24 protein-coding genes and 1 pseudogene are annotated in these 25478 nt (G+C 45.0%); 9 read left to right on the top strand and 16 right to left on the bottom strand.

What is annotated here, in order from left to right:
* Positions 1–3: 3 nt before the first annotated feature.
* On the bottom strand, positions 4–1374 hold the full coding sequence (locus tag G4D54_07830) for an aldehyde dehydrogenase (protein QJA02337.1): 1371 nt from the start codon (positions 1372–1374) through the stop codon (positions 4–6).
* Between the two features lie 429 nt (positions 1375–1803).
* On the opposite strand from G4D54_07830, the gene G4D54_07825 reads away from it, so the two are divergent.
* Complete coding sequence (locus tag G4D54_07825; GenBank protein ID QJA02336.1) at positions 1804–3318, top strand: 4Fe-4S binding protein; 1515 nt, start codon at positions 1804–1806, stop codon at positions 3316–3318.
* 336 nt (positions 3319–3654) lie between these two features.
* On the opposite strand, the gene G4D54_07820 is transcribed toward G4D54_07825, so the two are convergent.
* The gene (locus G4D54_07820; GenBank protein ID QJA02335.1) at positions 3655–4563 is read right to left on the bottom strand and encodes a cation diffusion facilitator family transporter; all 909 of its coding nucleotides are present in this window, start codon (positions 4561–4563) and stop codon (positions 3655–3657) included.
* A gap of 252 nt (positions 4564–4815) precedes the next feature.
* Between G4D54_07820 and G4D54_07815 the strand changes: the two genes are divergently transcribed.
* On the top strand, positions 4816–6747 hold the full coding sequence (locus G4D54_07815; protein QJA02334.1) for an NAD(+) synthase: 1932 nt from the start codon (positions 4816–4818) through the stop codon (positions 6745–6747).
* A gap of 129 nt (positions 6748–6876) precedes the next feature.
* Here the strand turns inward: G4D54_07815 and G4D54_07810 are convergent, their stop codons facing one another.
* The 4 genes from G4D54_07810 to G4D54_07795 all read right to left on the bottom strand — a co-directional run bounded on the left by G4D54_07810 (position 6877) and on the right by G4D54_07795 (position 12660).
* Positions 6877–9099, bottom strand: coding sequence for a GGDEF domain-containing protein (locus G4D54_07810; protein ID QJA02333.1), 2223 nt, complete (start codon positions 9097–9099; stop codon positions 6877–6879).
* A gap of 474 nt (positions 9100–9573) precedes the next feature.
* Positions 9574–11313 carry a carbohydrate-binding domain-containing protein gene (locus G4D54_07805; protein ID QJA02332.1) on the bottom strand — a complete coding sequence of 580 codons (1740 nt, stop codon included), beginning with the start codon at positions 11311–11313 and terminating at the stop codon, positions 9574–9576.
* A complete protein-coding gene (locus G4D54_07800; GenBank protein ID QJA02331.1) occupies positions 11303–11974 on the bottom strand; it encodes a DUF4956 domain-containing protein in 672 nt (223 codons plus the stop codon). The genes G4D54_07805 and G4D54_07800 overlap by 11 nt, the downstream gene beginning before the upstream one ends.
* Positions 11956–12660 carry a polyphosphate polymerase domain-containing protein gene (locus tag G4D54_07795; protein QJA02330.1) on the bottom strand — a complete coding sequence of 235 codons (705 nt, stop codon included), beginning with the start codon at positions 12658–12660 and terminating at the stop codon, positions 11956–11958. The genes G4D54_07800 and G4D54_07795 overlap by 19 nt, the downstream gene beginning before the upstream one ends.
* 134 nt (positions 12661–12794) lie before the next feature.
* On the opposite strand from G4D54_07795, the gene G4D54_07790 reads away from it, so the two are divergent.
* The gene (locus tag G4D54_07790; GenBank protein ID QJA02329.1) at positions 12795–13907 is read left to right on the top strand and encodes a 4-hydroxybutyrate dehydrogenase; all 1113 of its coding nucleotides are present in this window, start codon (positions 12795–12797) and stop codon (positions 13905–13907) included.
* Positions 13908–14388: 481 nt separating this feature from the next.
* On the opposite strand, the gene G4D54_07785 is transcribed toward G4D54_07790, so the two are convergent.
* Both G4D54_07785 and G4D54_07780 read right to left on the bottom strand, forming a co-directional pair.
* Positions 14389–14997 carry a DUF308 domain-containing protein gene (locus G4D54_07785; GenBank protein QJA02328.1) on the bottom strand — a complete coding sequence of 203 codons (609 nt, stop codon included), beginning with the start codon at positions 14995–14997 and terminating at the stop codon, positions 14389–14391.
* Positions 14994–15269 (bottom strand): hypothetical protein, encoded by a 276-nt coding sequence (locus tag G4D54_07780; GenBank protein ID QJA02327.1) that lies wholly within the window; start codon positions 15267–15269, stop codon positions 14994–14996. The genes G4D54_07785 and G4D54_07780 overlap by 4 nt, the downstream gene beginning before the upstream one ends.
* 287 nt (positions 15270–15556) lie before the next feature.
* Between G4D54_07780 and G4D54_07775 the strand changes: the two genes are divergently transcribed.
* Positions 15557–16273, top strand: a complete 717-nt coding sequence (locus G4D54_07775) for a DUF134 domain-containing protein (protein ID QJA02326.1) — start codon at positions 15557–15559, stop codon at positions 16271–16273.
* Between the two features lie 670 nt (positions 16274–16943).
* On the opposite strand, the gene G4D54_07770 is transcribed toward G4D54_07775, so the two are convergent.
* The 4 genes from G4D54_07770 to G4D54_07755 all read right to left on the bottom strand — a co-directional run bounded on the left by G4D54_07770 (position 16944) and on the right by G4D54_07755 (position 18756).
* The gene (locus tag G4D54_07770; GenBank protein ID QJA02325.1) at positions 16944–17192 is read right to left on the bottom strand and encodes a heavy-metal-associated domain-containing protein; all 249 of its coding nucleotides are present in this window, start codon (positions 17190–17192) and stop codon (positions 16944–16946) included.
* Positions 17192–17749, bottom strand: a complete 558-nt coding sequence (locus tag G4D54_07765) for a 4Fe-4S binding protein (protein QJA02324.1) — start codon at positions 17747–17749, stop codon at positions 17192–17194. Before G4D54_07765 ends, G4D54_07770 begins: the two co-directional genes overlap by 1 nt.
* Complete coding sequence (locus tag G4D54_07760) at positions 17746–17928, bottom strand: 4Fe-4S binding protein (protein QJA02323.1); 183 nt, start codon at positions 17926–17928, stop codon at positions 17746–17748. Before G4D54_07760 ends, G4D54_07765 begins: the two co-directional genes overlap by 4 nt.
* Before the next feature lie 63 nt (positions 17929–17991).
* Complete coding sequence (locus G4D54_07755; GenBank protein ID QJA02322.1) at positions 17992–18756, bottom strand: 4Fe-4S binding protein; 765 nt, start codon at positions 18754–18756, stop codon at positions 17992–17994.
* Positions 18757–19104: 348 nt separating this feature from the next.
* Here G4D54_07755 and trxA point away from each other — a divergent pair, with 348 nt between their 5' ends.
* Positions 19105–19413, top strand: a complete 309-nt coding sequence (trxA, locus tag G4D54_07750) for a thioredoxin (GenBank protein QJA02321.1) — start codon at positions 19105–19107, stop codon at positions 19411–19413.
* 799 nt (positions 19414–20212) lie between these two features.
* Here trxA and G4D54_07745 read toward each other — a convergent pair.
* The 3 genes and pseudogenes from G4D54_07745 to G4D54_07735 form a co-directional block, all read right to left on the bottom strand.
* Positions 20213–20672 (bottom strand): annotated as a pseudogene (locus G4D54_07745) (pyridoxamine 5'-phosphate oxidase family protein).
* A 95-nt stretch (positions 20673–20767) separates the two neighbouring features.
* Positions 20768–21430, bottom strand: a complete 663-nt coding sequence (locus G4D54_07740) for a helix-turn-helix transcriptional regulator (protein ID QJA02320.1) — start codon at positions 21428–21430, stop codon at positions 20768–20770.
* Between the two features lie 449 nt (positions 21431–21879).
* Positions 21880–22662: a histidinol phosphate phosphatase gene (locus G4D54_07735; protein QJA02319.1), complete on the bottom strand. Its 783-nt coding sequence runs from the start codon at positions 22660–22662 to the stop codon at positions 21880–21882.
* 195 nt (positions 22663–22857) lie between these two features.
* Here G4D54_07735 and G4D54_07730 point away from each other — a divergent pair, with 195 nt between their 5' ends.
* From G4D54_07730 to G4D54_07715, 4 genes are all read left to right on the top strand, one after another.
* The gene (locus G4D54_07730) at positions 22858–23178 is read left to right on the top strand and encodes a hypothetical protein (protein ID QJA02318.1); all 321 of its coding nucleotides are present in this window, start codon (positions 22858–22860) and stop codon (positions 23176–23178) included.
* Positions 23175–23390 (top strand): helix-turn-helix transcriptional regulator, encoded by a 216-nt coding sequence (locus G4D54_07725; protein QJA05171.1) that lies wholly within the window; start codon positions 23175–23177, stop codon positions 23388–23390. Before G4D54_07730 ends, G4D54_07725 begins: the two co-directional genes overlap by 4 nt.
* Before the next feature lie 315 nt (positions 23391–23705).
* Positions 23706–24365 (top strand): TetR/AcrR family transcriptional regulator, encoded by a 660-nt coding sequence (locus tag G4D54_07720; protein QJA02317.1) that lies wholly within the window; start codon positions 23706–23708, stop codon positions 24363–24365.
* On the top strand, positions 24358–25050 hold the full coding sequence (locus G4D54_07715; protein ID QJA05170.1) for a M23 family metallopeptidase: 693 nt from the start codon (positions 24358–24360) through the stop codon (positions 25048–25050). Before G4D54_07720 ends, G4D54_07715 begins: the two co-directional genes overlap by 8 nt.
* Before the next feature lie 23 nt (positions 25051–25073).
* Here the strand turns inward: G4D54_07715 and G4D54_07710 are convergent, their stop codons facing one another.
* A complete protein-coding gene (locus tag G4D54_07710) occupies positions 25074–25346 on the bottom strand; it encodes a DUF1905 domain-containing protein (GenBank protein QJA05169.1) in 273 nt (90 codons plus the stop codon).
* Positions 25347–25478 lie beyond the last annotated feature (132 nt).

The raw sequence follows: 25478 nt of genomic DNA, 5'->3' as shown, positions 1-25478 counted from the left end.
CACCTACTTCAGAAACAGACGCACCAGGCGCTGCTTGCATGTTGTATAGGGGTGATAGCGAAAAGGCAGATCGATCCAGTTCGCTTTTTTTACGATACTCTTGCAGTGAGAGAAGGTTTGAAAGCTGTCATAGCCGTGATAGCTTCCCATCCCGCTTTGACCAACACCGCCAAAGCCCATCGCACTCGTTGCCAGATGAATAATCGTATCGTTGATGCAGCCGCCCCCATAGCTAAGAGCTGACAACACCCTGTGCTGATTCTGCTTCTGCTCGCTGAACAGATACAATGCCAGAGGTTTTTCCTTATCCAGAAGTGTCTGTATAACCTCATCCAGATCCGTAAAGGTCAGTATCGGAAGCAGCGGACCAAAGATTTCCTCCTGCATGATGGCATTGTCCCATGAGATATTCTCAATTACCGTTGGCTCGATTTGACACGTTTCTTCACGGATGGCTCCGCCCATACAGATGCTTCCCTCCTGCATGAGTGCACAAAGGCGGTCAAAATGCTTTTTATTGATGATTTTCGGATAGGTTGCACAATCCATGGCACTTCCCTGAAAAAAGGTATGCAGACTGTCCTGCAGATAAGCCAGAAACTCATTTTTCACCGATGCCTCTACATATACATAATCCGGGGCAACACAGGTCTGTCCCGCATTCAGGAACTTCCCAAACGCAATACGGCGGGCAGCCAGCTTCAAATTTGCGCTCCTATCTACAATGCATGGACTTTTACCGCCAAGCTCCAGCGTGATCGGTGTCAGATATCTGCTGGCCTTTTCCATGACCAGACGGCCGACCTCTACTCCGCCGGTAAAAAAGATATAATCAAAGCGCTGCTCCAGCAGCTCTGTATTTTCACGGCGGCCTCCCTCAACCACTGCCACATATTCACTGGGAAAGCAACGGCGAATCAGCTTTGCGATGATGGCAGAGGTTGCGCTCGCATAGGCACTCGGCTTGATGATGACCGTATTCCCTGCCGCTATCGCGCCAATCGCCGGCTCCAGTGAAAGCTGGAACGGATAATTCCACGGCGCCATTACCAGAACTACCCCATAAGGCTCAAACTGCGTCCAGCTTTTTGCTGAAAACTGTGCAAGTGGTGTATGAACGCGCTTTGGCTTTGCCCACTGCTCTATATGGCGAAGCTGATAGGTCAGCTCACTCAGCACCATACCGGTTTCGCTCATATACGCTTCCATATCGGATTTATTGAGGTCTGCGCGCAGAGCCGCATGAATTTCCGCTTCCATGTCGCGAATTGCTGAACGCAGCTTCTTCAATGCATTTCGGCGTATTTCCAAATCCTTTGTTGCCTGCGTGCGAAAATATGCACGCTGTTTCTTTACCAATCCTTTGATTTCCATACCATCACCTGTTTCCTTTGTTTCTGAAATTATAGCAGAATTCCGCCTGCTTGTGTACCTTACGGCTAAAAAACCTCTGCTGCTTTTCATAACCGGATTCCATTCAAATCGAAACATACACCGCGATATGCATTGCCGCAGTATCATATGTATGAGGCACTTTAAATTTCTTTTCCTTAATGAGTATTTATAAGGAATGCATACCGCAGGCCACCCTGCTGGAACACGATGCTTTCATTCCTGCTGCTTGGAAGTTTTGTTTACCATGTGCCTTACTCATTTCCTTTGTCTCATAGCTTATCGCTGTAATTCACTGAAAAAGTGATATTAAGCTTATAGATTATGAAGGTAACGAAAAATTTCACAAATTTACATTTCCTGCTTACAAATAGAAATAAATACAGTATAATGGAATCGAGGTGAAACGTTATGAGAGGAATTTACAATTCAGTAACTGATATAAGAAGAAATGTCTTTACAGAAATCGCCCGCCTTGCCTATGAAGGCGGAGATTATGCAAGCAGTATTGAAAAGCTGCCATTTAAAATTATCCCGGGAGAACGTGCTACTTACCGTGATTCTATTTTTCTGGAGCGTGCCATCGTTGGTGAGCGCCTGCGTCTTGGAATCGGTCTTCCTGTAAGAAGAATGGATGAGCATTCTTCCCTGAGTGATGGTATTGAAGAGAGTGCCATCGCCGAAAAATATTACGATGACCCACTGGTAAACGTTATCAAGTTTGCCTGCAATGCATGTCCGGAAAAGACGGTTGTGGTAACCGATACGTGTCAGGGCTGTCTGGCACATCCATGCAAGGAGGTATGTCCAAAGGATGCGATCTCTATGGTGAACGGAAAATCCTACATCGATCAGGAGAAATGCATCAAATGCGGACGCTGTATGGATGTGTGTCCATATGGTGCAATCAATAAGCTGGAGCGTCCTTGTGCAAGAAGCTGCGGTATGGATGCCATTACCTCCGATGAGCTGGGTCGGGCGGAAATCGACTATGATAAGTGTGTATCCTGCGGTATGTGTCTGGTGAATTGTCCGTTCGGTGCCATTGTCGATAAGGGACAGATTTTCCAAACCATTCATGCGATGAAGTCCGGTAAGGAGGTGATTGCCGCGATTGCCCCTGCCTTTGTCGGCCAATTTGGACCGACTGTCACACCGGAAAAGGTAAAAGGAGCGTTAAAGGAGCTTGGCTTTGCGGATGTTGTTGAAGTTGCAATCGGTGCTGACCTTTGTACAGTGGAGGAAGCTGAGGATTTCCTGAGCAAGGTACCGGCTGAGCAGCCGTTCATGGCGACCTCCTGCTGTCCTGCATGGTCTGTTATGGCGAAAAAGCTGTTCCCGGACTTCAAGCCGTATATTTCCATGGCTTTGACTCCGATGGTACTGACCGGACGGCTGATCAAAAAGCAAAAGCCGGACGCAAAGGTTGTCTTCATCGGACCTTGCGCCGCAAAGAAGCTGGAAGCCAGCAGGAAAAGTGTGAGAAGTGATGTGGATTTTGTCTTGACCTTTGAAGAGGTAATGGGGATGTTTGAAGCAAAGGGAATCAACCTGCCGCAGGTCGAGGCAGACGCTCCATTTGAGGAAGGCACTGCCAATGGTCGTGGCTTTGCTGTCAGCGGAGGCGTTGCCAATGCGGTGAAGCAGTGTATTCAGAAGGAGCATCCGGACAAGGAGGTTCTGATCGATTCCGCTGAAGGTCTGAAAAACTGCCGCACCATGCTGATGATGGCAAAGGCTGGAAAAAGAAACGGCTATCTGCTGGAGGGTATGGCATGTCCGGGTGGCTGTGTAGCCGGTGCCGGAACATTGCAGCCGGTAATCAAATCCAGTGCTCTGGTTAAGAAATATACAAATGATGCAGAAAAAAAGCTTGCATTCGAAAGTGAATATCTGGATAACCTGGATTTACTGACCAAAGAATAAACACATAAAAAAATAAAACAGACATCCTGTACAGCAATTCGAGGTTCTTTCTTACTTTAGGGTGTTTGCAAAAGGGGAGACTCCAACTTGTATTGATAACTGCAATAGTTGGAAGTCTCCCTATTTTACGTTTACCTGCAATCGAGAAAGAACCCAATTCGCTACAGGATGTCTTTTGAAAAAGGAAGTCCTTCGTGTACAGGGGCTTTCTTTTCTGACGATAGTATACTGTTCACCTTTAGAATAAGCTAAAGTGATGGACTTTCAGGCTGTCCTGCACTTGACCTTTCTGCGAGGATGCTGTAAGCCGTTTTTCAAATTACATATACCTGAGAATCAGCCTGCCGCTTCTTTGATATCCGGTGTGATTTCCACATAGACATCATCATAAATATCCTGCAGGGAGCTGCTCAGCTGCTTCTGTATAGCCGCAAGCTGTGTCACATTGATCATATTGGTATCGTTGCGGATGTATATTTCCACCCAAAGCTTTCGTCCGGTCTGTATGATATTATAAAAGGTTGGTTCATAGGAATACCGTTCGAATTCATGATCCGCCAGCCTTCGAATCCGCTGTGTTACATCCTCCTCAGGCGCAAACAGAATCAGACTGCGAAATGCATCCTTCATCATACGCCATGGCTGCGGCAGCATGATCATCGCAATGACGATGGCGATAATCTGATCCACATAGGGAGACAGCCATGCAAGCGAGGTATCGGCCAACAGGCCGGCACACAGAAACGCAGCGGCAACACCGATGCTGCTGCACACATCAATTTTCCAGCCCAGCAGCTCCGCTTTTATCAAAGGAGAATCGACACGGCGATTCATCACCAGTAAGACGATGAGTATGACAGCGGACAGCACTGCCAGAAACAGCTCAAACCAGCCAATCATTCCCTGATCCACATGATTTCCGCCATTAACGATCATCTGTACATTACCAACGATCAATCCAATAGTTACAGCTGCCAGAAAACCTCCCTTCATCAACAAAAAGAAGGACTCCAGCTGGGAGTAGCCATATGGCTTGCGCTCCGAATACGGGCGGTACAGCAGCGGTACAAGAAAGACCATCAGCGCAAGGACAACAGCCTCCGCACCGTCATAGATACTGTCCATCAGCACCGCCTGTGAATTTGTATAGATTGCCATCATGACCTCGATTACGGAAAACAGAATTCCCGCAGCGACCGTCACATGCAGAAGACGCTGTTCATAATTCATTTTTTCTTTATTCATAGTATATTCAGCCTCACTTTTCCATAAAGAAATACCCTTCTCTATTGAAACGGGCCCGGCTGTATATATTGTTTGGATGTACGCTTTTTTCTTTTGTCCGAGTGGACAAGCATAGTTTCACAATCCTTTCCTGTTTCCATTGTATCGCTTTTTGTACTGCATTACAAGGTATGCATTCACCTTCCATATATGAATTTATTGTATTTTGCTTACTTTTTGCTTATACTAAACAGGAAAGTGAGGTCAGATATTATGGAAAATTACGGATACTTTCATGTTGCGTGTATTACGCCTGCTGTTCAGATTGCGGATGTGGAGACCAATCGAAAGACCATGCAGAGACTGCTGCATACCCTGCGCCCCGATATACGGCTTGCGGTGTTTCCTGAATTGTCGCTGTGTGCTTACACCTGTCAGGATCTGCTGTATCAAAATCTGTTGCTGGATGATTGTCTGGCAGCCTTGAAAGCACTGCGGGATGAGAATGAAAGTGAAGCCATCCTTGCAGTCGGTCTTCCCCTTCGACAGGGGAATCATCTGTTTAACTGTGCAGCGTTTCTATATAAGCATGATATTCTCGGCATCGTTCCCAAAACCTATGTCCCGAATTATAATGAATTTTATGAGAAGCGGTGGTTTTCAGACAGTGAGCAGCGCATGCTGGATACGATCAGTCTGTTTGGAAAGTCTGTACCCTTCACACCGAATCTTTTGATTCATGATGAAACAAGCGGCGCTGTAATTGCCGCCGAGGTGTGCGAGGACCTCTGGGTGCCTATTCCCCCTTCTACCAGACATGCCGGGCATGGAGCCAATGTAATCGTCAATCTGTCTGCCAGTAATGAAACAGTCGGCAAAAGCGAATATCGCAAGGCGATAATCACAACACACAGCGCCAAAAACATGTGCGGCTATGTCTATACCTCGGCAGGTGTCAGTGAAAGTACAAGCGATCTGGTATTCAGCGGACATGACATCATCGCAGATAACGGCACCATCATTTCAGAATCCGAAATACTGGAAGAGGAACACATTCTCTATGGGGAAATCGACCTGGAAAAATGCCGCAGTGAGCGGCTGAAATTTCATACAGCGATGCAGATTCAGGACAGCTGCACCTATACAGAGGTTACGATACGAACTGCCCCGATTACGCAGCCGTTGCAGCTGATGCGTGACATCTCTCCTTATCCGTTTGTACCAGGAGAGGAAGCACAGCGCAGCAAACGCTGTATGCAGATTTTGCATATGCAGGCTGCCGGACTTGCACAGCGATTGAAGAAAATTAATTGTACACAGCTGATTATCGGTATATCCGGAGGTCTGGATTCCACGCTAGCGCTGCTCGTAGCACATATGGCGTTTGAAAGGCTCGGTCTCAACAGCAAGGGTATCCTTGCAGTAACCATGCCGGGATTTGGCACCACAAGGCGAACACGCGGCAATTCCCATAAGCTGATGGCTGCCCTGCATACAAGTGTGAAAGAAATTTCCATACATGATGCATGCGAGCAGCATTTCCACGATATCGGGCATGACCCGAAACAACTGGACATCACCTATGAGAACACACAGGCAAGAGAGAGAACGCAGATTCTGATGGATTTAGCCAATACATACAACGGCATTGTCTTGGGTACCGGTGATCTGAGCGAGCTTGCTCTGGGATGGTGTACCTATAACGGAGATCATATGTCCATGTATGGTGTCAATGCATCCATTCCCAAAACACTGGTACGCCATCTCGTAAAAACATATGCGCAGGAAATGCGAAAAACAGAGAAAACAGATATCGCTGATGTATTGGATGATATTTGTGCGACACCGGTTTCGCCGGAGCTTCTGCCACCGAAGGCAGATGATGAAATCGCACAGATAACGGAGGATGCCATCGGCTCCTATGCATATCACGACTTTTTCCTCTACCACATGCTGAGAAATCACTATGCCCCTGCCAAGATACTGAAGCTTGCAATGCTCGCCTTTCCACAGGAAGAACGTAAGGTTATCCTTGATACCATGCGGATATTCTACCGTCGCTTCTTTACACAGCAATTCAAGCGAAACGCAATGCCGGACGGCGTTAAGGTAGGTTCCATCTGTCTTTCCCCGCGCGGTGACTGGCGTATGCCGAGTGATGCCAGTGCAGCGGCGTGGATTAGGCAGGTGAATGACCTGCAATAGACCCCGTATGATCAGATATTTGCAATTCGCAGTGATATGGTATTTAAAAAAATGCAATACCATAAAAAGGTTCAAAGCAATCCATTCACGGACAGCCTTGAACCTTTTTCACAATCCTGCTGTAACACATCATCTATCTGCATTCTGCCTGCATATATAGGCCTCGAAATCCTCCACACACAGTGGCTTGGAATAATAATAGCCCTGAATTTCATCACAGCGATGCTCCTTTAGGAACACAACCTCATCCGCCTCTTCAATTCCTTCTGCCACACTGTGAATACCAAGCGTCTTCGCAAGACTCAAAACGCCGCCGACAATATCTCTGGCACGCTGCGTATTGCCGTGGTTTGTCTGAAAGAACACCTGATCCAGCTTGATGGTATCGATGGGAATATCCTTCAGCATATTCAATGAGGAATAGCCGCTTCCAAAATCATCCATGGAAATACGGAACCCATAGGAACGCAGCTCCTGAATAATGGCGAACAGCTCCATGCTGCGGTCAAAAATCACACTTTCCGTTATTTCTATTTCCAGCTGCTTTGTGGAAACGCCGTTGCGCTCAACAATTTCGAGTACACGCCGGGCAAAGCCGGGGCGGAAGATATACATTCTGGAAACATTGATGGAAATACGCAGCGAGGGATACGTTTGCTCCCACTTCTTTAAGAGCTGACAGACTTCATCCATCATATACATGTCCAGCTGTTCCAGAAATCCGTTTTTTTCAAACAGCGGGATAAAGGCCATTGGCGGAATCATGCCGAATATCGGAGAATCCCAGCGCACCAGTGCCTCCGCACTGTGGACAATATCATCACGCAGTGTAACCTTCGGCTGCAGAAAGACCTTAAATTCCTTATGCTGCAATGCCTGCTCCATCTGCCCCTCCAGCCGCTTCTGATACAGCATCGTATCGTACATCTTTTCACTGAAGAAGGTACAGCGCTGTTTCTTTTCTGCCTTGCCAAGCATCTTTGCATGCATACAGCGGTCATGACATGGAGAGAACTCACGATCCGTATTCTGGAGCAGATATACACCGGCATAAAAATCAGCCTTAAACTGTTCCCGCTGCTTTCGCATATCCTCCTGAACCGCTTCCATCAAAGCAGCATAACGACTCGCAATGCTATCCGTATCACGCATTTTCCACAAGACGATAAAACGGTCTGCGGAAATCCGTGCACAACGCTCATCCGCACTGCAGTTTTCCTCACACAGCCGCATGGTGGTAATCAGCAGCTGATCACCGCCCTGATAGCCATACAATTCATTTAACAGCTTGAAGTCACTGACGTCGAACTCAATCAGTGCATAGCTGTCGGCCTGCCCTTTATCCAGCAGCATCTGAACGTCCATGCGAAATTTATTGTAATTATAATGGGAAGTCAGATCGTCATAGAATACCACCTTGTCAATTTTCTTCTCATTGCGCACTCGTGACATATACAGATAGCATATGATGCCGCTGAGAACCAGAGCTACCAGAAACCAGGTAGCCGCCGCTATGACAATGACATTATTGATCTGACTGGTCACAACGCTTACCGGAACAACGGAAAACACATACCAGTTGTTATAGCCCAGCGGTTCATAGGCGAGATAGCGGTCTTCATTGTTCATCGACTTGAATTTTACAATACCGCTTTCCTGTTTTTTCAGCTTCTCCGTACCGAAATCATCGTAAAAGCTCAGCTGCTTGAGATTGTGTACGGCCCTGCTGGCGGTTTCACTGTTCGAATTAAGGACGATATTTCCTTCCTCATCCCAGATGGAGCTGAAGCCCTTGCCGTCATAAATTTCCATCAGCAGCTTATCTGCCACATCCTTTGTCCTGCTTGCCGCAAACAATACATTGCGGATACTGCCATCCTCTGCGCGAACCGGTGTGGCAAACACATTGAGATCATACCCCCCGATTTTATCATGCAGGGTATTGGAGAAGGAGGATTTCCCCTTCAGGGCTTCTTTGAAATATTCCCGGTCCCCCACATAAAACAGCATTCCGTCCGTTGTCAGACAGTTTCCCTTTTCATCGGTAATGCCGTAACGCATAAATTCACTGTTTGCACTGGCACTCATCAGTGCCTGAAGCAGCTTTTCCGTATCGGTGGTATGCTCATTCTGCAGCATATAGGATATGTTCTCCAAGGTTGACATATGATCATGAATCCGTATTTCAATCGCGGTTGTAGTAGAAGCGGAGATTTCCTGAACATTATGCTTCAGATCTGTAATCAGACTGTTCCGAATGCGATCGATATAAAATCCTGCAATGCAGGCAAAAAACAGAAGACTGAGTGCTGCAAGAACAATCGCCTGTTTAATGGATCCGTGTTTTTTCATATTCAGCTTCCTCCCTTCTACTAAGTTTATGTATATTATATTTTTATGAAGAGTATAAATTCCCTTTTTTTGTTACATTCTTATTATAAAGTCATTTTCCGGCATATACAACTGAAATTTGTCCATCTGATGAAAGGAAATCTCATTTTTTATCAAAACTGGTAAATCTTGTCTTTTACAGACAGGTAGCACATGAAAAAAGGTGACTGTATTCCTTTTTGATTCTTCTTCGCTAACAAGGACTGTAACATAAAAGAAGAAGTATCGTTCCTAACATTCTTAGAAACGATACTTCTTCCTGTTTTGTTATACTTATATCCTAATCAGATGAATCTCTGTTTGAGCAGCTCTTTTTCCATAGTAAACGAATACAAGCTCTCTTCAGAACAGCTCAGCGCTGTTATTTACAGACTTATAAGCTATACAAAGGATTAACTATTTGTACTTAACAATAATGCGTTCATCTCTTGTAGTTTATGGATGCCTACCGCCTCCCTGTGGCCCCTGCAGCATACCTGCGTTTCCATACGTGGACACCACATCATTCAGCGTCATGGATGCCAGCAACGTACCGCCCTTTGCGTTTGTAAAGACACCATTTTTCACGGAGGAGGCACTGCCGCCTACATAGATATCATAGGTACTCCCTTTCTTCAATGTACCCGTACTGATGACCACATTCTGCCATGCCTTCACCGAAGACACACCCAGTATGGTTTCGCCATCTTCATCCTGCACATACAAAATTGTTTCCGCAGGTTGTGTACTGTCTGTACGAATCATAAGAGAGGGCTGCGTACTGGAGGTCGAAGGAGCCATCGCCATATCACTGCTTCCCACTGCAACCAGCGTTCCCCCGTTCATCGCAAAGCTGCCATCATAATCCAGTGCCCCGTTGCCGCCGCTTTCAGGCCCCATGACAATCAGGGTACCATCATTCATCACAATATCCTGATTGCTGTCCACACCATCTCCATCAGCGTCTACATAAATGGTTCCTCCGTCTATGGTAAGCAATGGATTCCCCAAATCACCAGCCGCATTGATGCCGTCATCACTCGCTTTTATCTGAAGTGCTCCACCCTTGATTTGAATGGTATTCGCCTCCATTCCTTCATAGGACTGTTTGACCTGTATTGTGCCATTGTGAATCGTCAGCGTATCATCCGCATGCACACCGTCATCATCACTTGACAGGGTATAGGTACCGCCTTTGATATCCATACTTCCATTGGCATGCAGGGCATCATCATGAGAGCTGATGGTATAGCTTCCCTTATACAGTACCATATTCTTAGCGGCCTTGATTCCCTTCTGGCTCTTTTGGACTGCTTCATCATGATCATCAAATTCTCCCCAAGGCTGTAATGCGGAGCCGGTGTCAACCCTATGAACGCTTCCCCCGCCGCTGGTAACCGTAAAGACCCCGTCGTAAATCGTAAGATCTCCTGCACTCTGTAAACCGTCCTGCTGTGCTTCAATAGCAAAGGTTCCCTGATCAATGCTCAGATTTCCCTGTTCCTTTTCATTGGTTGTCACAATGCCGTCACCCTGTGCCTTTACCGTGTAGCTGCCTTTGTAAATAAGTAAAGCGTCCCTGACCTTGATTCCATCGTTCTCTGCCGTGATGTTCAAATTTGTATCTACCAGCTTCAGCGTATCCTTGCACTGGATACCGTTTTTATAAGAAGCTGTGATGTTCAGTGTACCGCTGCCGTTGATCGTTAAATCATCCTTGGAAAACAATGCCGCACTTGGCTCTTCTTTTTCATCCACAGTATAGGAGGCTGTATCCTTCAGGGAGCTGGCAGTGCCCTTAGGCAGTGTGATGATGACCTTATCCGCCTGCTTCACATATACCGGTGCACTGTTTTTGCTCCTGATATGAGCATTATCCAATACGATGCGAACAACGGCAGCCTTGGCATCCACGACAACAGAACCGTTCTTCAGTGTGCCGCTCAGCTGATACGTGCCGGCCTTTTTTATCTTCACATCACCGCTTTGCTCATCCAGTGAAATTTTTTGTGCATCATTGATTTCCGTATCGTAGTCCTCTGCCTCCAGAGAAAGAGTGCTGCTTTGTTTCACCGCAGAAGTATTTGTGTTAACGGCAGATGTGGTGTCCTCAGTATCCGAATCACTTTGACAGCCTGCCAATACAAGTGCTCCGGCCAGAAAGGCGGACATCCATGCGGCTTTTTTATAATTCATTCTGCATCGCCTGCCTTTTTGCTACAATTACATTCAGATTGCCATTGCGGCAGCGAATGTCATCCACCATATGCTTTTCCTGTTTTACTTCCTTCAACTCCACATGATAGGTCATTTCCAGCATGGCGCCAAGCTGTATCGTTTTTACGCGGACAAGCTCAGCACTTTTACAGTAGCTTTGCAGGATATCGTCAAATACCTCTGTATAATCCAGATCCTCGGGGATCACGATTTTCAGTTCCTTATACAGCTGCAGATTGTTCGGCTGCAAAAGAGTAAACAGCAGCCATGCACTCATACTGACAACAATCGTCATAAATGCCGCAAAGCTGACATAGCCCATACCGATTGCCAGTCCGATTGCCATGGAGAAAAAGATGAACAGTATCTCCTTACTGCTGCCCGGAAGTGAGCGAAACCGTACAAGACTGAAGGCCCCGACAACGGCAATTCCGGTTCCCAGATTACCATTGACCATCATGATGACAAACTGCACAAGAGCGGGCAGCAGTGCCAGTGTGACAGTAAAGCTGTGAGAGCAGTACCCAAGCCTTCGATAAAACCATGCAATGATCAGTCCCAGACCAAGTGCACTCATGCAGCACACCACGCCGTCCAGGATCGTCAGACCCTGTTCCAGATTTAAGATGCTTGTAAACATAACAGTTCTCCTTTTTCTTTTTTATAAAATACCTGTCCCACCTTGGAAAAGGATGTTGGGTACAGCCGCATATCCGAAAGTACGCTGCTCAGCCACAGCGGATAACTCCTTTCAGCCTTGATTTCCAGCAGAATCATATCTCTGTGAAACAACTCTTCATTGCTTTCGTGATCGTTTAAGGACAGATGGTCAAACCTGCTGCGAATATGGCTGTCCATCGTGATGCGCAGCTGCTGTTCCTGTTTTCCGACATAGGAAATACGATCATATGCCAGAAAGATTCTAGGCTGCACCTGATAATGGTACAGCGTATAGGATAGTTCCTTTTCAATCTGACTAGCACTCAGATAGGGATTGTTCAGAAACCTGCGGCATTCACCATAGCTCAGCTGCATTCTGCGCTTGCAGACTATCTGTGCATATTTGCGTTTGATTTCCAGATATATGGGTTCCTCTTCACTGCATACCGGTGTATAGCTGCGGATGCGCAGCTTCTCCTTAAAGGGCGGCTTTTCAATGGAACGGTGGATAAGATCAAACTGCTCCGTATCCAGATAAAGATTGTATATGGTGCTTGCCGGATAAATGTCCTCTGTAATATATGGTTGGATGCGCATTACAAAGCTGCGGCACTGATCTGCATCCAGCAAATATTTTTTTTCAAATCTCTGTATAACCTGCTTCATAGATATCACCTCGGTCATAGTTTAGCAAAGGTGAACGGATATTTCATGATGGTGCCTTGAAAATTAAGTGAAGTTTTCAATGCTTTTTTTTAAGAAGCTGTTACAATAATAGCAAGAGAAAAAAGGAGAAGATTATGGACGTATTTCAACAAAAAACAAAGATTCTGCAATATGAAACGGTACAGGAGTTTCTGAGGGATTTCACCTTTCAAAAGAAGGATTACATTTTAGCAAGCCGCAGTATTTACGAAGCATTCTTTCGGGATTCCACCGGCAGGGCTTCTATCGCCTTTCACAGTGATTATGGTCAGGGAGAACCCGATGATCGCATGCTGGATGCGATGCTGAAAGATATGCGGGAAAAACAGCCTGAGCGTATTATTGCAATCGGCGGCGGCAGTGTGATTGACTGTGCCAAGCTGTTTGTATTGGAAGGAACTGCCAGTGCTGAGGATATGTTTCTGCACAGATGTACACCGGAAAAAAGCAGGGAGCTGATCGCCATGCCGACAACCTGCGGCTCTGGCTCTGAGGTCAGTCGGATTTCCATCTGTGAGCTTACATCACTGCATACCAAGCTGGGACTGGCCGTCGATGCACTGTATCCGGATCAGGCAGTTCTGATTCCAGAGCTGCTGTCCAAGCTGCCGTTCTTCTATTTTGTAACAAGCGGCATTGACGCTTTGATTCATGCGAGTGAATCCTTTGTATCCCCTAAATCCAATGCCTATACCCGCATGTTCAGTGCGGAGGCTATTCGCCTGCTGCTACATGGATTTCAAGTTATTGCAAAAGAGGGTGAAGATGCACGCATGCGACTGTTAGGGGATTTCATGCAGGCCAGCAACTTTGCGGGCATCGCATTTGGCAATACCGGTACAGGTGCAGTACATGCCCTCAGCTATCCGTTATCGGGAATCTACCATGTAACACACGGGGAAGCCAACTATCAGTTTTTCACAGCTGTATTCCAAACATATGAAGCACGGGAAAAATATAGTGTATATGATATAAAGAAACTGTTTTCAGAAGCTCTTTCCTGTTCCATGGAGGATGCCTTTACCTGTATGGAAACACTGTTTTCCACGCTTCTTGCACGAAAGCCGCTGCATGAATACGGTATGAAGGAAAGTGAAATCAAAAGATTCACAGACAGTGTAATCGAATCCCAGCAGCGCCTGCTTTCCAATAGTGCAATACCTCTTTCAAGAGATGAAATTCACTCTATTTACAAGGCTTTATTTTGATTGTGCTGGAACAAATGACAAAACTGCATATAAGCATTTGAAAAAGCATTAAATAGATTCATCTGTGGAAGTCCGCATTGTCTGATAACAATAAGTTGACGAAATCACAAATGTCCGTTGAAGCAGTGCTGCTGCATCATGCAGATTGGAAAGATTTTAAAGCTGTGATCTTGACTCCCCCCTCTGCATCCGACATGATGCCTTTATCAATATTAAGAAAAGGTGGGAAATGATACGCTGCCTAGCACACAGTATATGCAAAGCTATCCACATTGCCGCCTATACGATAAACAAAAGGAATCAAGCTCATTTTTTACGATGTACTTGATTCCTTTCCTTTTTCGCCTGTTAAATCCCTTGTTTAATTTTCAGCAAGTGGAAGTCACTGCGAATCATTTACTAATCTGATTTTATCCGTATCTGCATCTGTGTTAATAGGACCTAAAGCATGCAGTCCTGCTTTATATGCGGCTGTCCCCATTCATTCCTGAGCATCCTCTATCTTCATATTTTTCATGGTAACCACTTCCACAAGCAATGTGATTCCACCCATAGCCAAGTAGCCTGCAAGTGCCGTATTCAGCATCACAATGGATATGAGCGGGATTATCAGAAAAACAGCAGCAGCAAGTATATTCAAAACTCCGCTTGCTATCACCCAGCTGTAATCAAAGATACCAAAAAAATGCAGCTTATTGGCAAAGGTGATTTTATTCACACCAAAAATCATCAATAGAAATCCAAACATATAGGCAAAAACTGATACTGTGATTTCCACCGGTGAGAACAGCAGAAGCATACCGATCACCGTATTCAGAACAGCACCAATCAGCGTTCCCCCATCCCGTAAAAGAACCGGCATATAGTAATAATCCACCAGCTGATACATTCCCAGTGCAATTATCACAAGTGCGGCAGCTGTCTTTAATGCCTGGTGCATCGGTACTGCGGAATGCATACACAAAACTGCGCAAACCAGCATACAAAGACTTACAACAGCACCAAGCAGCCTAACCGATTTCAGCTTGCGGTTCCAGTTCTCACTGTTCTCACTGAATACACGTGCAAAATCTCTGAATCGCTTCATCATTTACATGCATCCCGATTCCCGACATTCCCATGCAGTACGTGTCTGCACACACGCAAGCGCTCAAGCATTGGCATATCCTTCGGTATTGTCAGGACGGTTTTCTCTTTATCCTCCTGAGTATCGGAAAGCTTTTCCTTCAGCTTATGCAGAGGCAGAGAATCCAGGCGCTTTTCCATCCTTTTCATATTGCGATAATCCTTCACAAAGGAAGCCCCGGCACATAGAGCAGCAACTCCACCAATGGTACAGATACATTTCCAACCCTTTTTCATTTGGCATTCCTCCTATCCTGTCTTCATTTTAACGCTGCCTTCCTTACGCTTCCATATACAGAATCCCGTATATGTCAAAATCGGCAGCACTAATTTCAGAAGCAGCATTGACAGCTGCTTCCAAAAATGCATAGAAATGCTGTGCGAATAACAGCAATGCTTATTGACAGCTGCATCTGCCGATACGCTACAGCTATTTATACAAAATAACAACAGAGCTAATTTTCAGTATTATTATTGACATATGCAAATAATTGACGTATGATAACATAGAAGGAGCTGATAAAATGCCACGACCTTGCAAGAAAAAATGCGTGTCCTCCATACCGAGCTATACTGCTTTCATCCATACAGATGAGCCGATTCCCGCAAGTCATATCCAAATGAGTGTAGAGGAATATGAGACCATTCGTCTGATTGATTATCTGGGATGGAATCAGGAGGAATGTGCAAAGCAGATGCAGACCAGCAGAGGCAGCGTGCAATCCCTGTATAATGAGGCAAGACGCAAGCTTTCCCGCTTTCTCATGGAAGGCAGTGCAATGGTGATAGCCGGCGGCAATTATCAGCTGAACCTTGCACAGAAACCAACAGGAGATGATAGTATGAAAATTGCAGTTACGTATGATAACGGACAGGTGTTCCAGCACTTTGGACACACACAGATGTTTAAGCTTTATGAGGTTACAAATCAGGAAGTCACAGCAACCAGACTCCTGGACACCAATGGTAACGGCCACAGTGCGCTGGTCACCCTGCTGAAAGCAAATCAGGTGGATACACTGATCTGCGGCGGTATCGGAGGCGGTGCGAAGAATGCACTTGCGGAAGCCGGTATCGAGCTGTATGGTGGCGCATGTGGTGATGCAGATGCACAGGTTACCTCCTTTCTGAACGGCAATCTGCAATACAATCCGAATATCCAGTGTTCTCACCACGGTGAGGGACATACCTGCGGAAGCCATGAGGGACATGGACATTCCTGCGGTTCTTCTCATCTATAGACCATAACAAATACACTCTCACAAAAGGACTGTGCATCGCAAAATGATGAAATTTCAGCTAACAGAAAACCATCAAATGCCAGCACAGTTTTTTTCTGTTCTGATGATGATTATGACTGTTCAACATCTGTCTGCGCCAGCTTGCTTCTGAAGTCAGGTATCCGCGCTTCTATATTCACCCATTGCATTTGGATTTTCTTCTCCATTCATACAGATCATACAGACATAAGGATGCCTGTAATTCGCAACAGCTGCAAGTAAGGCTTCCAAGCGACCGATATATCCATGCCCTAGAAACACTATAAGGATAAGCCTATGTATCCTGCTTCTGCTCCCTCTACCGCATATATACCGTACACGCCCTGCTATAAAACAAAGGGTTCAACATCCTGAAAAAGGCTGCAATCTTAATATTGTGTTCCAATAGAAGAAATGCTGCATCCTGTAATGAAATGGGGAGGTACCTGCTATAACATCTATTCGAAAAACGCAAGGAACCATGAGCGTCGTTTTGATACAGTATTGAAAGCGACAGTGTCTCCACCGCTACTGTGAATTTCAAAACGCGGACGCACAAAAAAACGTCTTTGAAACAAGACGCTGTCTTCTAAATCATATGGAGGAACACGCAGTCAGCAGCCATTCAGACAACAGCTGCAGGCTGCACTCCTTACCCTTTTACATCATATCCGGTGTCTGTGATTGCCTGTATAATAGCGGCATCATTGATCCGCTGCGCATCATACTCCACATTGACAATACCGTCTTTTGCACTTGCCGAACAGGCGCTAACGCCTTCCATGCCTTGCAGTGCCTTATTTACACGCTGTTCACAGTGCTGGCACATCATACCTTCAACCTGAAATGCTTTTTTCATAAACTCACTCCTATCTTTACCGTTATCATAGCATACTTTCATCAAAATTTCCTTTTTTTTACTCTGCATACCATCTGTGTCATGGTACCCATTGGACAGTATACACAACATGTCCGGGGTTTATACACCAGCATGGTGAGGATGCCCAGCATCGTGCTTGTCAGCATCAGACTGTAAAAGCCGTATGCAAACTGCAGTATCCAGTCCGGTGCACCGGACTTTACAAACCATGGAATCCGCACAGTCCATAAAAGTGTGATGGAAGCGGATAGCGGCTTTCCCTGCAGAACAGCATAGCTCATATACAGCATACTGGCAAACATTGATAAAAAGAACAGCAGAAAACCATAGCGAAACCACCTGCTTCTCAGCCATCCAGGACAGGCTCGCTGTGCAGAAAACCGATTTCCCAGACGCTGCATAAGCTGTCCCCGGCCGCAGTAATGATTACAGTAGCTCTTTTCTCCTTTTCCAACAGCCAGCAGCAGCGGTACCAGAAAACAAATGAGTCCCAGCCAGGCAAACAGAATATGAAACAAACCGAGAAACAAATACAGCAGGGATGCAATCCAAAAATAATCTGACCATTTCTTTTTCATGAATGCACCTCAATAACGTTTGCTGGACAGGCCTTACTGCATAGACCGCAGCCTACACAGCGCACAGAATCAATGACTGCGTAACAGCCATGCGCAATGTGTATCGCCTGACGGGGACATGTGACAAGACAGGTTCCACAGGCAATACACTCTTTTTCTTCTACAAAAGCTTTTTTCAAAACAGCTCCTCCTTCTGCCTGTATTCAGTATACAGAAGAAGCTGCCGTTTTACCGTGACTTTGTCACAGAAACAAATCGTTACTCTTTCTTGTCACACAGGCCTTATGCAGCTTTCTAACAGAAACCGCCAGCAACAGCTTATTCAAGCTGCGGGCATGTACAGGACAAACAGCGACGCAGCGCATACAGGATATACAACGGTCTGTGTCTGTTTTTTCCGGATGCTTTATCGGGATCGCCTGTACAGGGCATTGTGCGGCGCACTGCCCACATTGCATACACGATTGATTTGCAGAAGGCTTCAACGGAACTCCGTTATAGGGCTTATACGGATGGTTTCCCGTTACTTGCAGCTCACATGCCGCATCCTTTTCCAAATGCTCCCGTATCTGACGGGCAAATACATTAAGCTCCTGTGTATCCTGTGCATCGGGACGTCCGGCTCCATACTGATGCATGATGGAATGCTCGGCAACAGCCGCGATCGCGGCACGGCACACAAAGCCGCTTTCCTGTGCACGTTCCTTCATCTCCAGCAGAGTATCCTCATAGGCACGATTGCCATAGCTGCATACCAGAATAGCAGAAGCATGATTTCCCTGTATGACACGCAGTCGCTGCAATGCTGTTTGTGGTGCTCTTCCTCCATAGGAAGGCATAGCTATGATGCAGGTATCATCCTCTTTAAAATAAAGAAGACTTTTTGTTACCTGTAGATCACAAAGGTCGATACAGATACGTTGTTCTTCCTTCCATTCACGCTCCAGTATTTCAGCAATGCGCCTTGTTCCGCCGCAGGGACTGAATAGAATCGTATAAAATGCCATGATAAAATCTCCTCTCCTTTCAGGTATACAGATGCATTCGGAAGCAAGCCTTCACAATCTTGGTAAAAGCATGCATACCTGAACCCTTTTGTATCTTTCTCCATTATAGAACGATGGGCGGTGTGATTCAATACGCCCTGCCGTTTTTCCTTCACTGCCGGAAAAAGTCACTGCATAAAAAACCTGCCTCCTCAAAAACTGTTTTTCCCTCCTTGTATGATTACACGCTTATCCTAGTACAGGAGCTGTAGGACAGGCTGTATATTTCAGGAATGTGATAAAGTCACTGAAGTTTTTGTTCGCCGGTAGTATGCTTTATGCGTAAGATAAAGCAAGGAGGTCATGATTATGACAATACATGTAACAAGCGGGAATTATGAAGAGGAAATACTGGACAGCACAGAGCCTGTCCTCATTGATTTCTATGCAGACTGGTGCGGTCCCTGTCAGATGCTGAAGCCGGTCATCGAACAGATCAGCGAAGAGGCGGAACATACAAAAATCGTGAAAATCAACATTGATGAAGAGCCTCAGCTGGCCGGCATGTTTCAGGTTATGAGCATTCCAACACTGGTATATATGCAGAATGGCTCCATACAGGGAAGTGTCAGCGGCTATCACAGCCTGGAACAAATCAAATCCTGGATTGGGGAATAGCATGCTGTTCTTCAAACAACGCCGAAAGTAGAAGCAAATTCCATGAAGGAAGGCATGGTGCTGAAGCATAGTGAAAAATGCAGGAGATCTAGCGTAACCTCTAACTCTTGATTGTTTGTACAACACAGTTTCTCTGCAAACATACTGCCATGGAGCAAGTATGATGAAAAAGCAGTACATGGATATGCATCACTTACCTTCAAAGCATAGCTGTCCGTACTTCTACATTCATGAAAAGATAGGGTATCATATTTCTTTCTTATAGTAAAAATACCTTCATCCTATCGCTACAAACGCTTATCAACTTCTTTACAGTGGCATGCAGTCTATCTGCATGCTTTTCAAGCATACCTAGGTTTTTATATTTTACACTTGACTTATAGTGAACTTTAAGTTGTATAGTAAAGGCGTATGAATCTTTATATCAATCATAAAGGAGGAGTTAGGATGAAGAAAGCACTAATTGCATATTTCAGCGCTAGTGGATCGAAATTACACTGGTATAGTCAATGTAATCAGGCATTCCAGACAAGCTCTATTACGGAGCTGCAGTTTTAATACGAGCCATTGAAACTGCACTTTCTCACAATCAGGTCATGCATTTGGCGGCTATGGCAGTTCTCTTATATAAACCTCTGCATCAGGCTCTATATGAACATATACAAAAAACCGTAGAAAACAGATTACATCACAGTAACGTAATCCACAGTCTGCGGTTTTTTATCCGCAGGGCTTATGGCAGACATACAGATGATATCCGTATGCTCATATCCCAGTAACTATTACAAATCATATACGTTCAATCATCGTTCAGATAGGCTTCTTCATGATACTGCTTTTCATGAAGATAGAGTCTTTCTATCATTGGCGATTCATTGATATAGCTCCATCTTTGAATGAACGTTGGCCTCACTACAAATAACCTTTCATTTGGAAGCTGGCTATAGGCTTCAAAGGACGATGGCAAGTGTTGTTGAAACAGTCTGCAAAAGTCCTCATGCTCGATAGGTCGTCCGATCCTCACAAATTCCTTCAAGCTGAATATTGGAGAAGCATAATGCAACATTTGGATTTCCCTTTATATCCTTATATTTACGCATCCCTTTATCCGTTTGAAAGTAAAGGCTTCCCTCCAGAATGACGAAACTCATTGTTCTAGCGGAAACCTTGTTGTTAAGAGAAGTCGCAAGTACCAGTTTGGCGTGGTCCCCGATTTGTTGAAATATCTCTGTGTATTTCTGCTGATATTTATTCTGCATAATTGCCTCCGTTTCCAACTGCGTACAGTCACTGATTTTGATACAGATCATACCGGATCAGATTATTTAATAAAATCAGCTTATCACGCCTTTCCCTATCGAATCACTCCGCCGTGAAAACAGCCCTCATATATTTTCTGCGTCTGATAAAATATGCTTTCATGACCTTGAAATAAACAGATGTCTCCTTCTACTTCTGAAATATAGGTATATTCTCCTTTTCTGTACATAGCAGGTCCCCTATAGGGTCTTTGCGTATCGACAAGCATAAGTGCCTCTTTCAAAAAATCACCATGAAAGGCTTCATGTAAAACTGTTCCGTAATAATTCATACTCCAGCAGGCCTGAGCATCCCTGTAAACCAGCTCCTGACCGGAAAAACAGGAAGCGCCAAAGAATGAATCTCGGTATGTATATGGATTTCTGGAAAACATATAGTCATGGGAGCCTTGTCTTGTCCCTTCTGTTTTATTTTTCTGCGCCGCATAGGTTGATTGCTTGGCAGTTACTAAAAATTCCGCGAGGGCTGTTGTGTGAACCTGATGTGAACTTTCACATATACAATCATCATCCTTAACCAAATGATCAATCGTTACTCCAAATAACCGAGACAAATCAATCAGATATTCCAAACTCGGCAGAATCGTTCCCTTCTCCCATTTTGTAATCGTTTGTCTGGAGACACCTAATCTATCAGCTAATTCTTCTTGTGTCATCATATTCTTTTTCCTATACTCTATCATTTTTAAATGAAACATGAACTCGCCTCCCTGATAGATCTATCATATCATGTCTTTTCCAGTTATCCTAGAAACTGTCGTTTACATTTTTGCTATACATGAGTACTCTGCGTCTCTCCAGAATGCAATAACAAGGAATCGGATATGTTTAAAAAAAGAGCCGGCACCATACTGATTTTTGCCGCTCTCCTTATACCTGCTTATGTTTGACCCAAACAACTACGGGATTCTTTAGCTAACACAGATTTCTCATGCTGATTCTTTTAACCGCATGAAATCGCCTGTTTTCATCATTTCCTACTATACCGCATTCGTACTATCATCCTGATAGGATGAGAATCGCATGCTTCCCTACCCAAAAAGTCAATCAATACGTATTCATGATTTGCTGCATGCGTGAACACTACACAAAGATACATCCCTTATGATATAAGAACGCATGTGTTACCTTCCATATCATAACGGTCTTATTCCCACGCAATTTCAATCGGCTTTCCTTCCTGAAAGACTGTCAGCTTTGAAATATCATGCCGCCGCAGAAATTCCTTTCCCTCATCAAAATGGTAGGCATAGGCTTGCGCTTTGTGCGCGTCCGAGCTCATGGTAAACATCCTTCCTCCCATCTGTATATACCAGTCCACCACGATTTCATATAAAGGCAGCTGTCCATACTGAAACATACTGCGGGTATTCAGCTCCAGGGCAATGCCACGCTTAATCATTTCCGGAAATATTTTCTCCATATACGGATGTGCAATGGTGAGAAATGTATCGGTATCAACATCCTGTATGCGACTGACATAATCAAAATGACTGAGAACATTGGCTGGAATACCACTGCGCAGCGCATCGAGCATCTGCTGGAAATAAGAACGCAGAATATAGATGATATCATGCTTTTTAGCTTCCTCATCCATATAATCAAAGATTCCGTTCTGATGTATACTGAGCAGGATAATATCAAATTGCTTGCATTGCAGCCAGGCCATAAGCCGTCCATGATGTTTTCTGAGCCAGCCGATTTCCACACCTTTCAGAAGTCGGATGTCTGTATTTTTCTGCAAATTCTCAAGATATAAAGAATAGCGGTCATAGTCCATCCAGCTATCCATGAAATGGTTGGCGGAATTTTCCAAATCCACGTGCTCGGTAGTCACAAAGCAACCATCCGCATGCTTCAGATAGTCAGACAGCTCTGTTTGTGAATCAAAGGAAAAACTGGAATGGACATGCTGATCGTAATAGTTCATAGGTGCCTCCTTATTCATGTATATTCCTTATCGTAAAAACAACATGAATTCTCTATCTGCATTCTAGCAGAATTATTGCAGAAAAACAATGAAGATAAAAAATACCAAGAAAACTTGTCATTCATATTGCCAAGTACACTTGGTATGATATACTTAAGTTACCAAGTGTACTTGGCAAGAAAGGCGGAATACCCTATGAATAAAGAAGAGATCCTCGCAAGGAGCAGAAATGAAAACAAAGGCATGGATATTATAGAGCTGCAAAGTCTTGAAAAAGCAAGCAGAATCGCAGCACAGGTCGGCATGCTGCTATGCTGCTTTGTCGCAGTCATGGAGGTCGCTGTAACCGGACAGGTCAGTATGGAAAGCTGGCTGATCTATTTCGGCATACTAAGCACACTGTTCCTTATGAAATACCGCCTCATGAAAAAACGGCATGAGCTATTTCTTTCCATTTTTTATACTGCACTGTTTCTCATGTTCCTCGTTCTGTTTCTGTGGAAGCTGTTATGCTGAAGGAAGAACTGATTCTACGCAACCGGCTGAAGCAGGCCCGTACCGCTATGCACCTATCTCAGACACAGCTGGCAGAGCTTGTCGGTGTTTCGCGCAACACCATCAGCTCCATTGAGACAGGCCAGTTCAATCCGACCGCCAAGCTTGCTCTCATCCTGTGTATTGCCCTCGAGCAGAAATTTGAAGACCTGTTTTATTTCGATGAAGCATGATATCGTTTATTTTTTTTAAAAGCAAGGTGACAGAAGCTTTTCCACAGTATTTCGTGTCGAGGTTCTACTCGATGGTAGGCAAACTTAAAACAGGGAGACTTCCAAACTATTGTAGTTATCAATAGAAGAAAGTCTTCCTTTTGCATACACCCTAAAGTGAGAAAGAACTCGTGTTGAAACGCTTTTTTTATAGTGATTTCAATTATATAAAGCAACACGTATTTTGTAGGATAAAGCAGCATGTATTGACCTATTAGATAAACGATGGTATACTGTTATTGACCTATTAGGTAAAAACAGATAAGGAGGATATATATGTCCGCAATAACGCCACAGCTTCAGGAACAGCGAAAAGCAGCACTGTTGAACGCTGCATTGAGAGAATTCGCAGAGTACGGCTATGAGCAGGCTTCTACAAACAGAATCGCAAAGGAAGCCGGACTTTCCAAGCCGCTTATGTTTCACTATGTTGGTAATAAACAGCAGCTGTTTCTCTTCGTTTACGAATACTTCTTCGACCTGCTCAATAAGGAGTATTACAGACAGCTGGATTGTACAGAGCCGGATGTAATCAAACGGCTTCATGGTGCATATCGGTTACAGCTGCGCCTGCTGTATGCATATCCATGGGTATTCGATTTTTTCAAAATGTATGCGAGCATGGATATCCGGATATTTGATGAAGACCTGCAACAAAGGCTGAAAAAGTGCAGGACGAAGGACTGTACCGATTTGTTTGAACAATATGATCACAGTCTGTTTATATCGCAGCTGGAGGAAGCCGCATGTATGCAGATTCTCTATTGCTCCTGTAAAGGGTTTGGTGATCTGATGCTGGAAAAAATCAGAACAATGCAAAAGGAAGAGCTCAGCTTTTCTTCCGTCGAAGAGGATTTACATGTATTTTTCGAGGGTCTGCGCAGACTTATGTATAAGGACGGTGCAGCCGAAGCTCCCCATGCCTGCAATGAATAAGCCGATTCTTATGCGTTTTCCGTTAATTGGCGAATGGAATACGCCCAATACACCGGGAAGCCGCATCCCCAGTCATGGCACAAATGCGCTGGGTACCAGATACGCCTATGACTTTCTGCAGCTGAACTGGAAAAAAAGAGGACATCCCTGCTATCGCTCCCATGTCCTTTCGTATCTGTTATTCGGTGTCGCATTATCTTCGTGCTATTGCTATGGATTGCCTGTGTATGCCCCATGTGATGGAAGGGTTGTATATGTGATGGATGGCTGCAGAGAAAGAAAACGCGCCTGGTTTTTCTCTGATGCCCTGATGGCTTTTAAAAACAGTCGTCGCAGGCAGAACCAAGAAATATGTGAAATCAGCGGAAATGCCGTAATAATCCAGTATACAGATACGATTTATGCCGCCTTCTGTCACCTGCAGCCGAATTCGATTGCGGTGGCTGTTGGACAGTATGTCAAAGCAGGAGATTTTATCGGCAGCATCGGACACAGTGGCAATTCCATGTTCCCCCATCTTCATTTCCAGCTCATGGACAGTGCTGATTTTCTGCATGCGAACGGGCTTCCCTGTGCCTTTGCCCAATATGAGGTGTTGGAAAACGGACAATGGCACACTGTATACGGAGGTATCCCCACAGCACAGCAGCGGATACGCTATGCCCCGGTAGATGAATACGTATAAAAGCCGCTTTGGAATCTGCTTCCTCAGCGGCTTCTTTCCTGTATGGTAACATGAATGCTGTCTCCCGGCTGCTTCCCTATTTTAGCGCGGATATCCTTGCGCACACCTAAAATATGGCGGACAGTCTTCATGCGGACAAGGGAGCCATCATACGCCACATTGTCAAATGTCGCATGTACGTAGACCCTCCCCTTTTGAAATTCTTCTTTTACATCCCACGGAAACTCGATATAGGCACCATCGATACCATCAACCTTTTGCAGCACGGCATCAAATTCATAGATTTTTGGATTCATTTGCACACAGCCTTTCCTCTTTTATATCCTGTCCAGCTTTACAGCGCCCATGCACAGGATATTCCTTGTTCTATCCGAAACAGAGAAAAAGGAAGTTCCTCGGTAAGGCTTTTTACGCATAAGACGATTGTG

Origin of the sequence: [Clostridium] innocuum, from assembly GCA_012317185.1 — a bacterium.
Taxonomy (GTDB): domain Bacteria; phylum Bacillota_I; class Bacilli_A; order Erysipelotrichales; family Erysipelotrichaceae; genus Clostridium_AQ; species Clostridium_AQ innocuum.
This window is presented reverse-complemented; position numbering and strand designations above follow the sequence as displayed.

Excerpts from the sequence above, each read along its gene's own strand:
- G4D54_07775 (QJA02326.1), top strand. The coding sequence starts at position 15,557 with ATGCCACGACCTTGCAAGAAAAAATGCGTGTCCTCCATACCGAGCTAT.
- G4D54_07805 (QJA02332.1), bottom strand. The coding sequence starts at position 11,313 with ATGAATTATAAAAAAGCCGCATGGATGTCCGCCTTTCTGGCCGGAGCA.
- G4D54_07825 (QJA02336.1), top strand. The coding sequence starts at position 1,804 with ATGAGAGGAATTTACAATTCAGTAACTGATATAAGAAGAAATGTCTTT.
- G4D54_07730 (QJA02318.1), top strand. The coding sequence starts at position 22,858 with ATGAATAAAGAAGAGATCCTCGCAAGGAGCAGAAATGAAAACAAAGGC.
- trxA (QJA02321.1), top strand. The coding sequence starts at position 19,105 with ATGACAATACATGTAACAAGCGGGAATTATGAAGAGGAAATACTGGAC.
- G4D54_07710 (QJA05169.1), bottom strand. The coding sequence starts at position 25,346 with ATGAATCCAAAAATCTATGAATTTGATGCCGTGCTGCAAAAGGTTGAT.
- G4D54_07755 (QJA02322.1), bottom strand. The coding sequence starts at position 18,756 with ATGGCATTTTATACGATTCTATTCAGTCCCTGCGGCGGAACAAGGCGC.
- G4D54_07720 (QJA02317.1), top strand. The coding sequence starts at position 23,706 with ATGTCCGCAATAACGCCACAGCTTCAGGAACAGCGAAAAGCAGCACTG.
- G4D54_07715 (QJA05170.1), top strand. The coding sequence starts at position 24,358 with ATGAATAAGCCGATTCTTATGCGTTTTCCGTTAATTGGCGAATGGAAT.
- G4D54_07740 (QJA02320.1), bottom strand. The coding sequence starts at position 21,430 with ATGTTTCATTTAAAAATGATAGAGTATAGGAAAAAGAATATGATGACA.
- G4D54_07810 (QJA02333.1), bottom strand. The coding sequence starts at position 9,099 with ATGAAAAAACACGGATCCATTAAACAGGCGATTGTTCTTGCAGCACTC.
- G4D54_07780 (QJA02327.1), bottom strand. The coding sequence starts at position 15,269 with ATGAAAAAGGGTTGGAAATGTATCTGTACCATTGGTGGAGTTGCTGCT.
- G4D54_07765 (QJA02324.1), bottom strand. The coding sequence starts at position 17,749 with ATGAAAAAGAAATGGTCAGATTATTTTTGGATTGCATCCCTGCTGTAT.
- G4D54_07815 (QJA02334.1), top strand. The coding sequence starts at position 4,816 with ATGGAAAATTACGGATACTTTCATGTTGCGTGTATTACGCCTGCTGTT.
- G4D54_07790 (QJA02329.1), top strand. The coding sequence starts at position 12,795 with ATGGACGTATTTCAACAAAAAACAAAGATTCTGCAATATGAAACGGTA.
- G4D54_07735 (QJA02319.1), bottom strand. The coding sequence starts at position 22,662 with ATGAACTATTACGATCAGCATGTCCATTCCAGTTTTTCCTTTGATTCA.
- G4D54_07785 (QJA02328.1), bottom strand. The coding sequence starts at position 14,997 with ATGATGAAGCGATTCAGAGATTTTGCACGTGTATTCAGTGAGAACAGT.
- G4D54_07770 (QJA02325.1), bottom strand. The coding sequence starts at position 17,192 with ATGAAAGTATGCTATGATAACGGTAAAGATAGGAGTGAGTTTATGAAA.
- G4D54_07795 (QJA02330.1), bottom strand. The coding sequence starts at position 12,660 with ATGAAGCAGGTTATACAGAGATTTGAAAAAAAATATTTGCTGGATGCA.
- G4D54_07820 (QJA02335.1), bottom strand. The coding sequence starts at position 4,563 with ATGAATAAAGAAAAAATGAATTATGAACAGCGTCTTCTGCATGTGACG.
- G4D54_07830 (QJA02337.1), bottom strand. The coding sequence starts at position 1,374 with ATGGAAATCAAAGGATTGGTAAAGAAACAGCGTGCATATTTTCGCACG.
- G4D54_07800 (QJA02331.1), bottom strand. The coding sequence starts at position 11,974 with ATGTTTACAAGCATCTTAAATCTGGAACAGGGTCTGACGATCCTGGAC.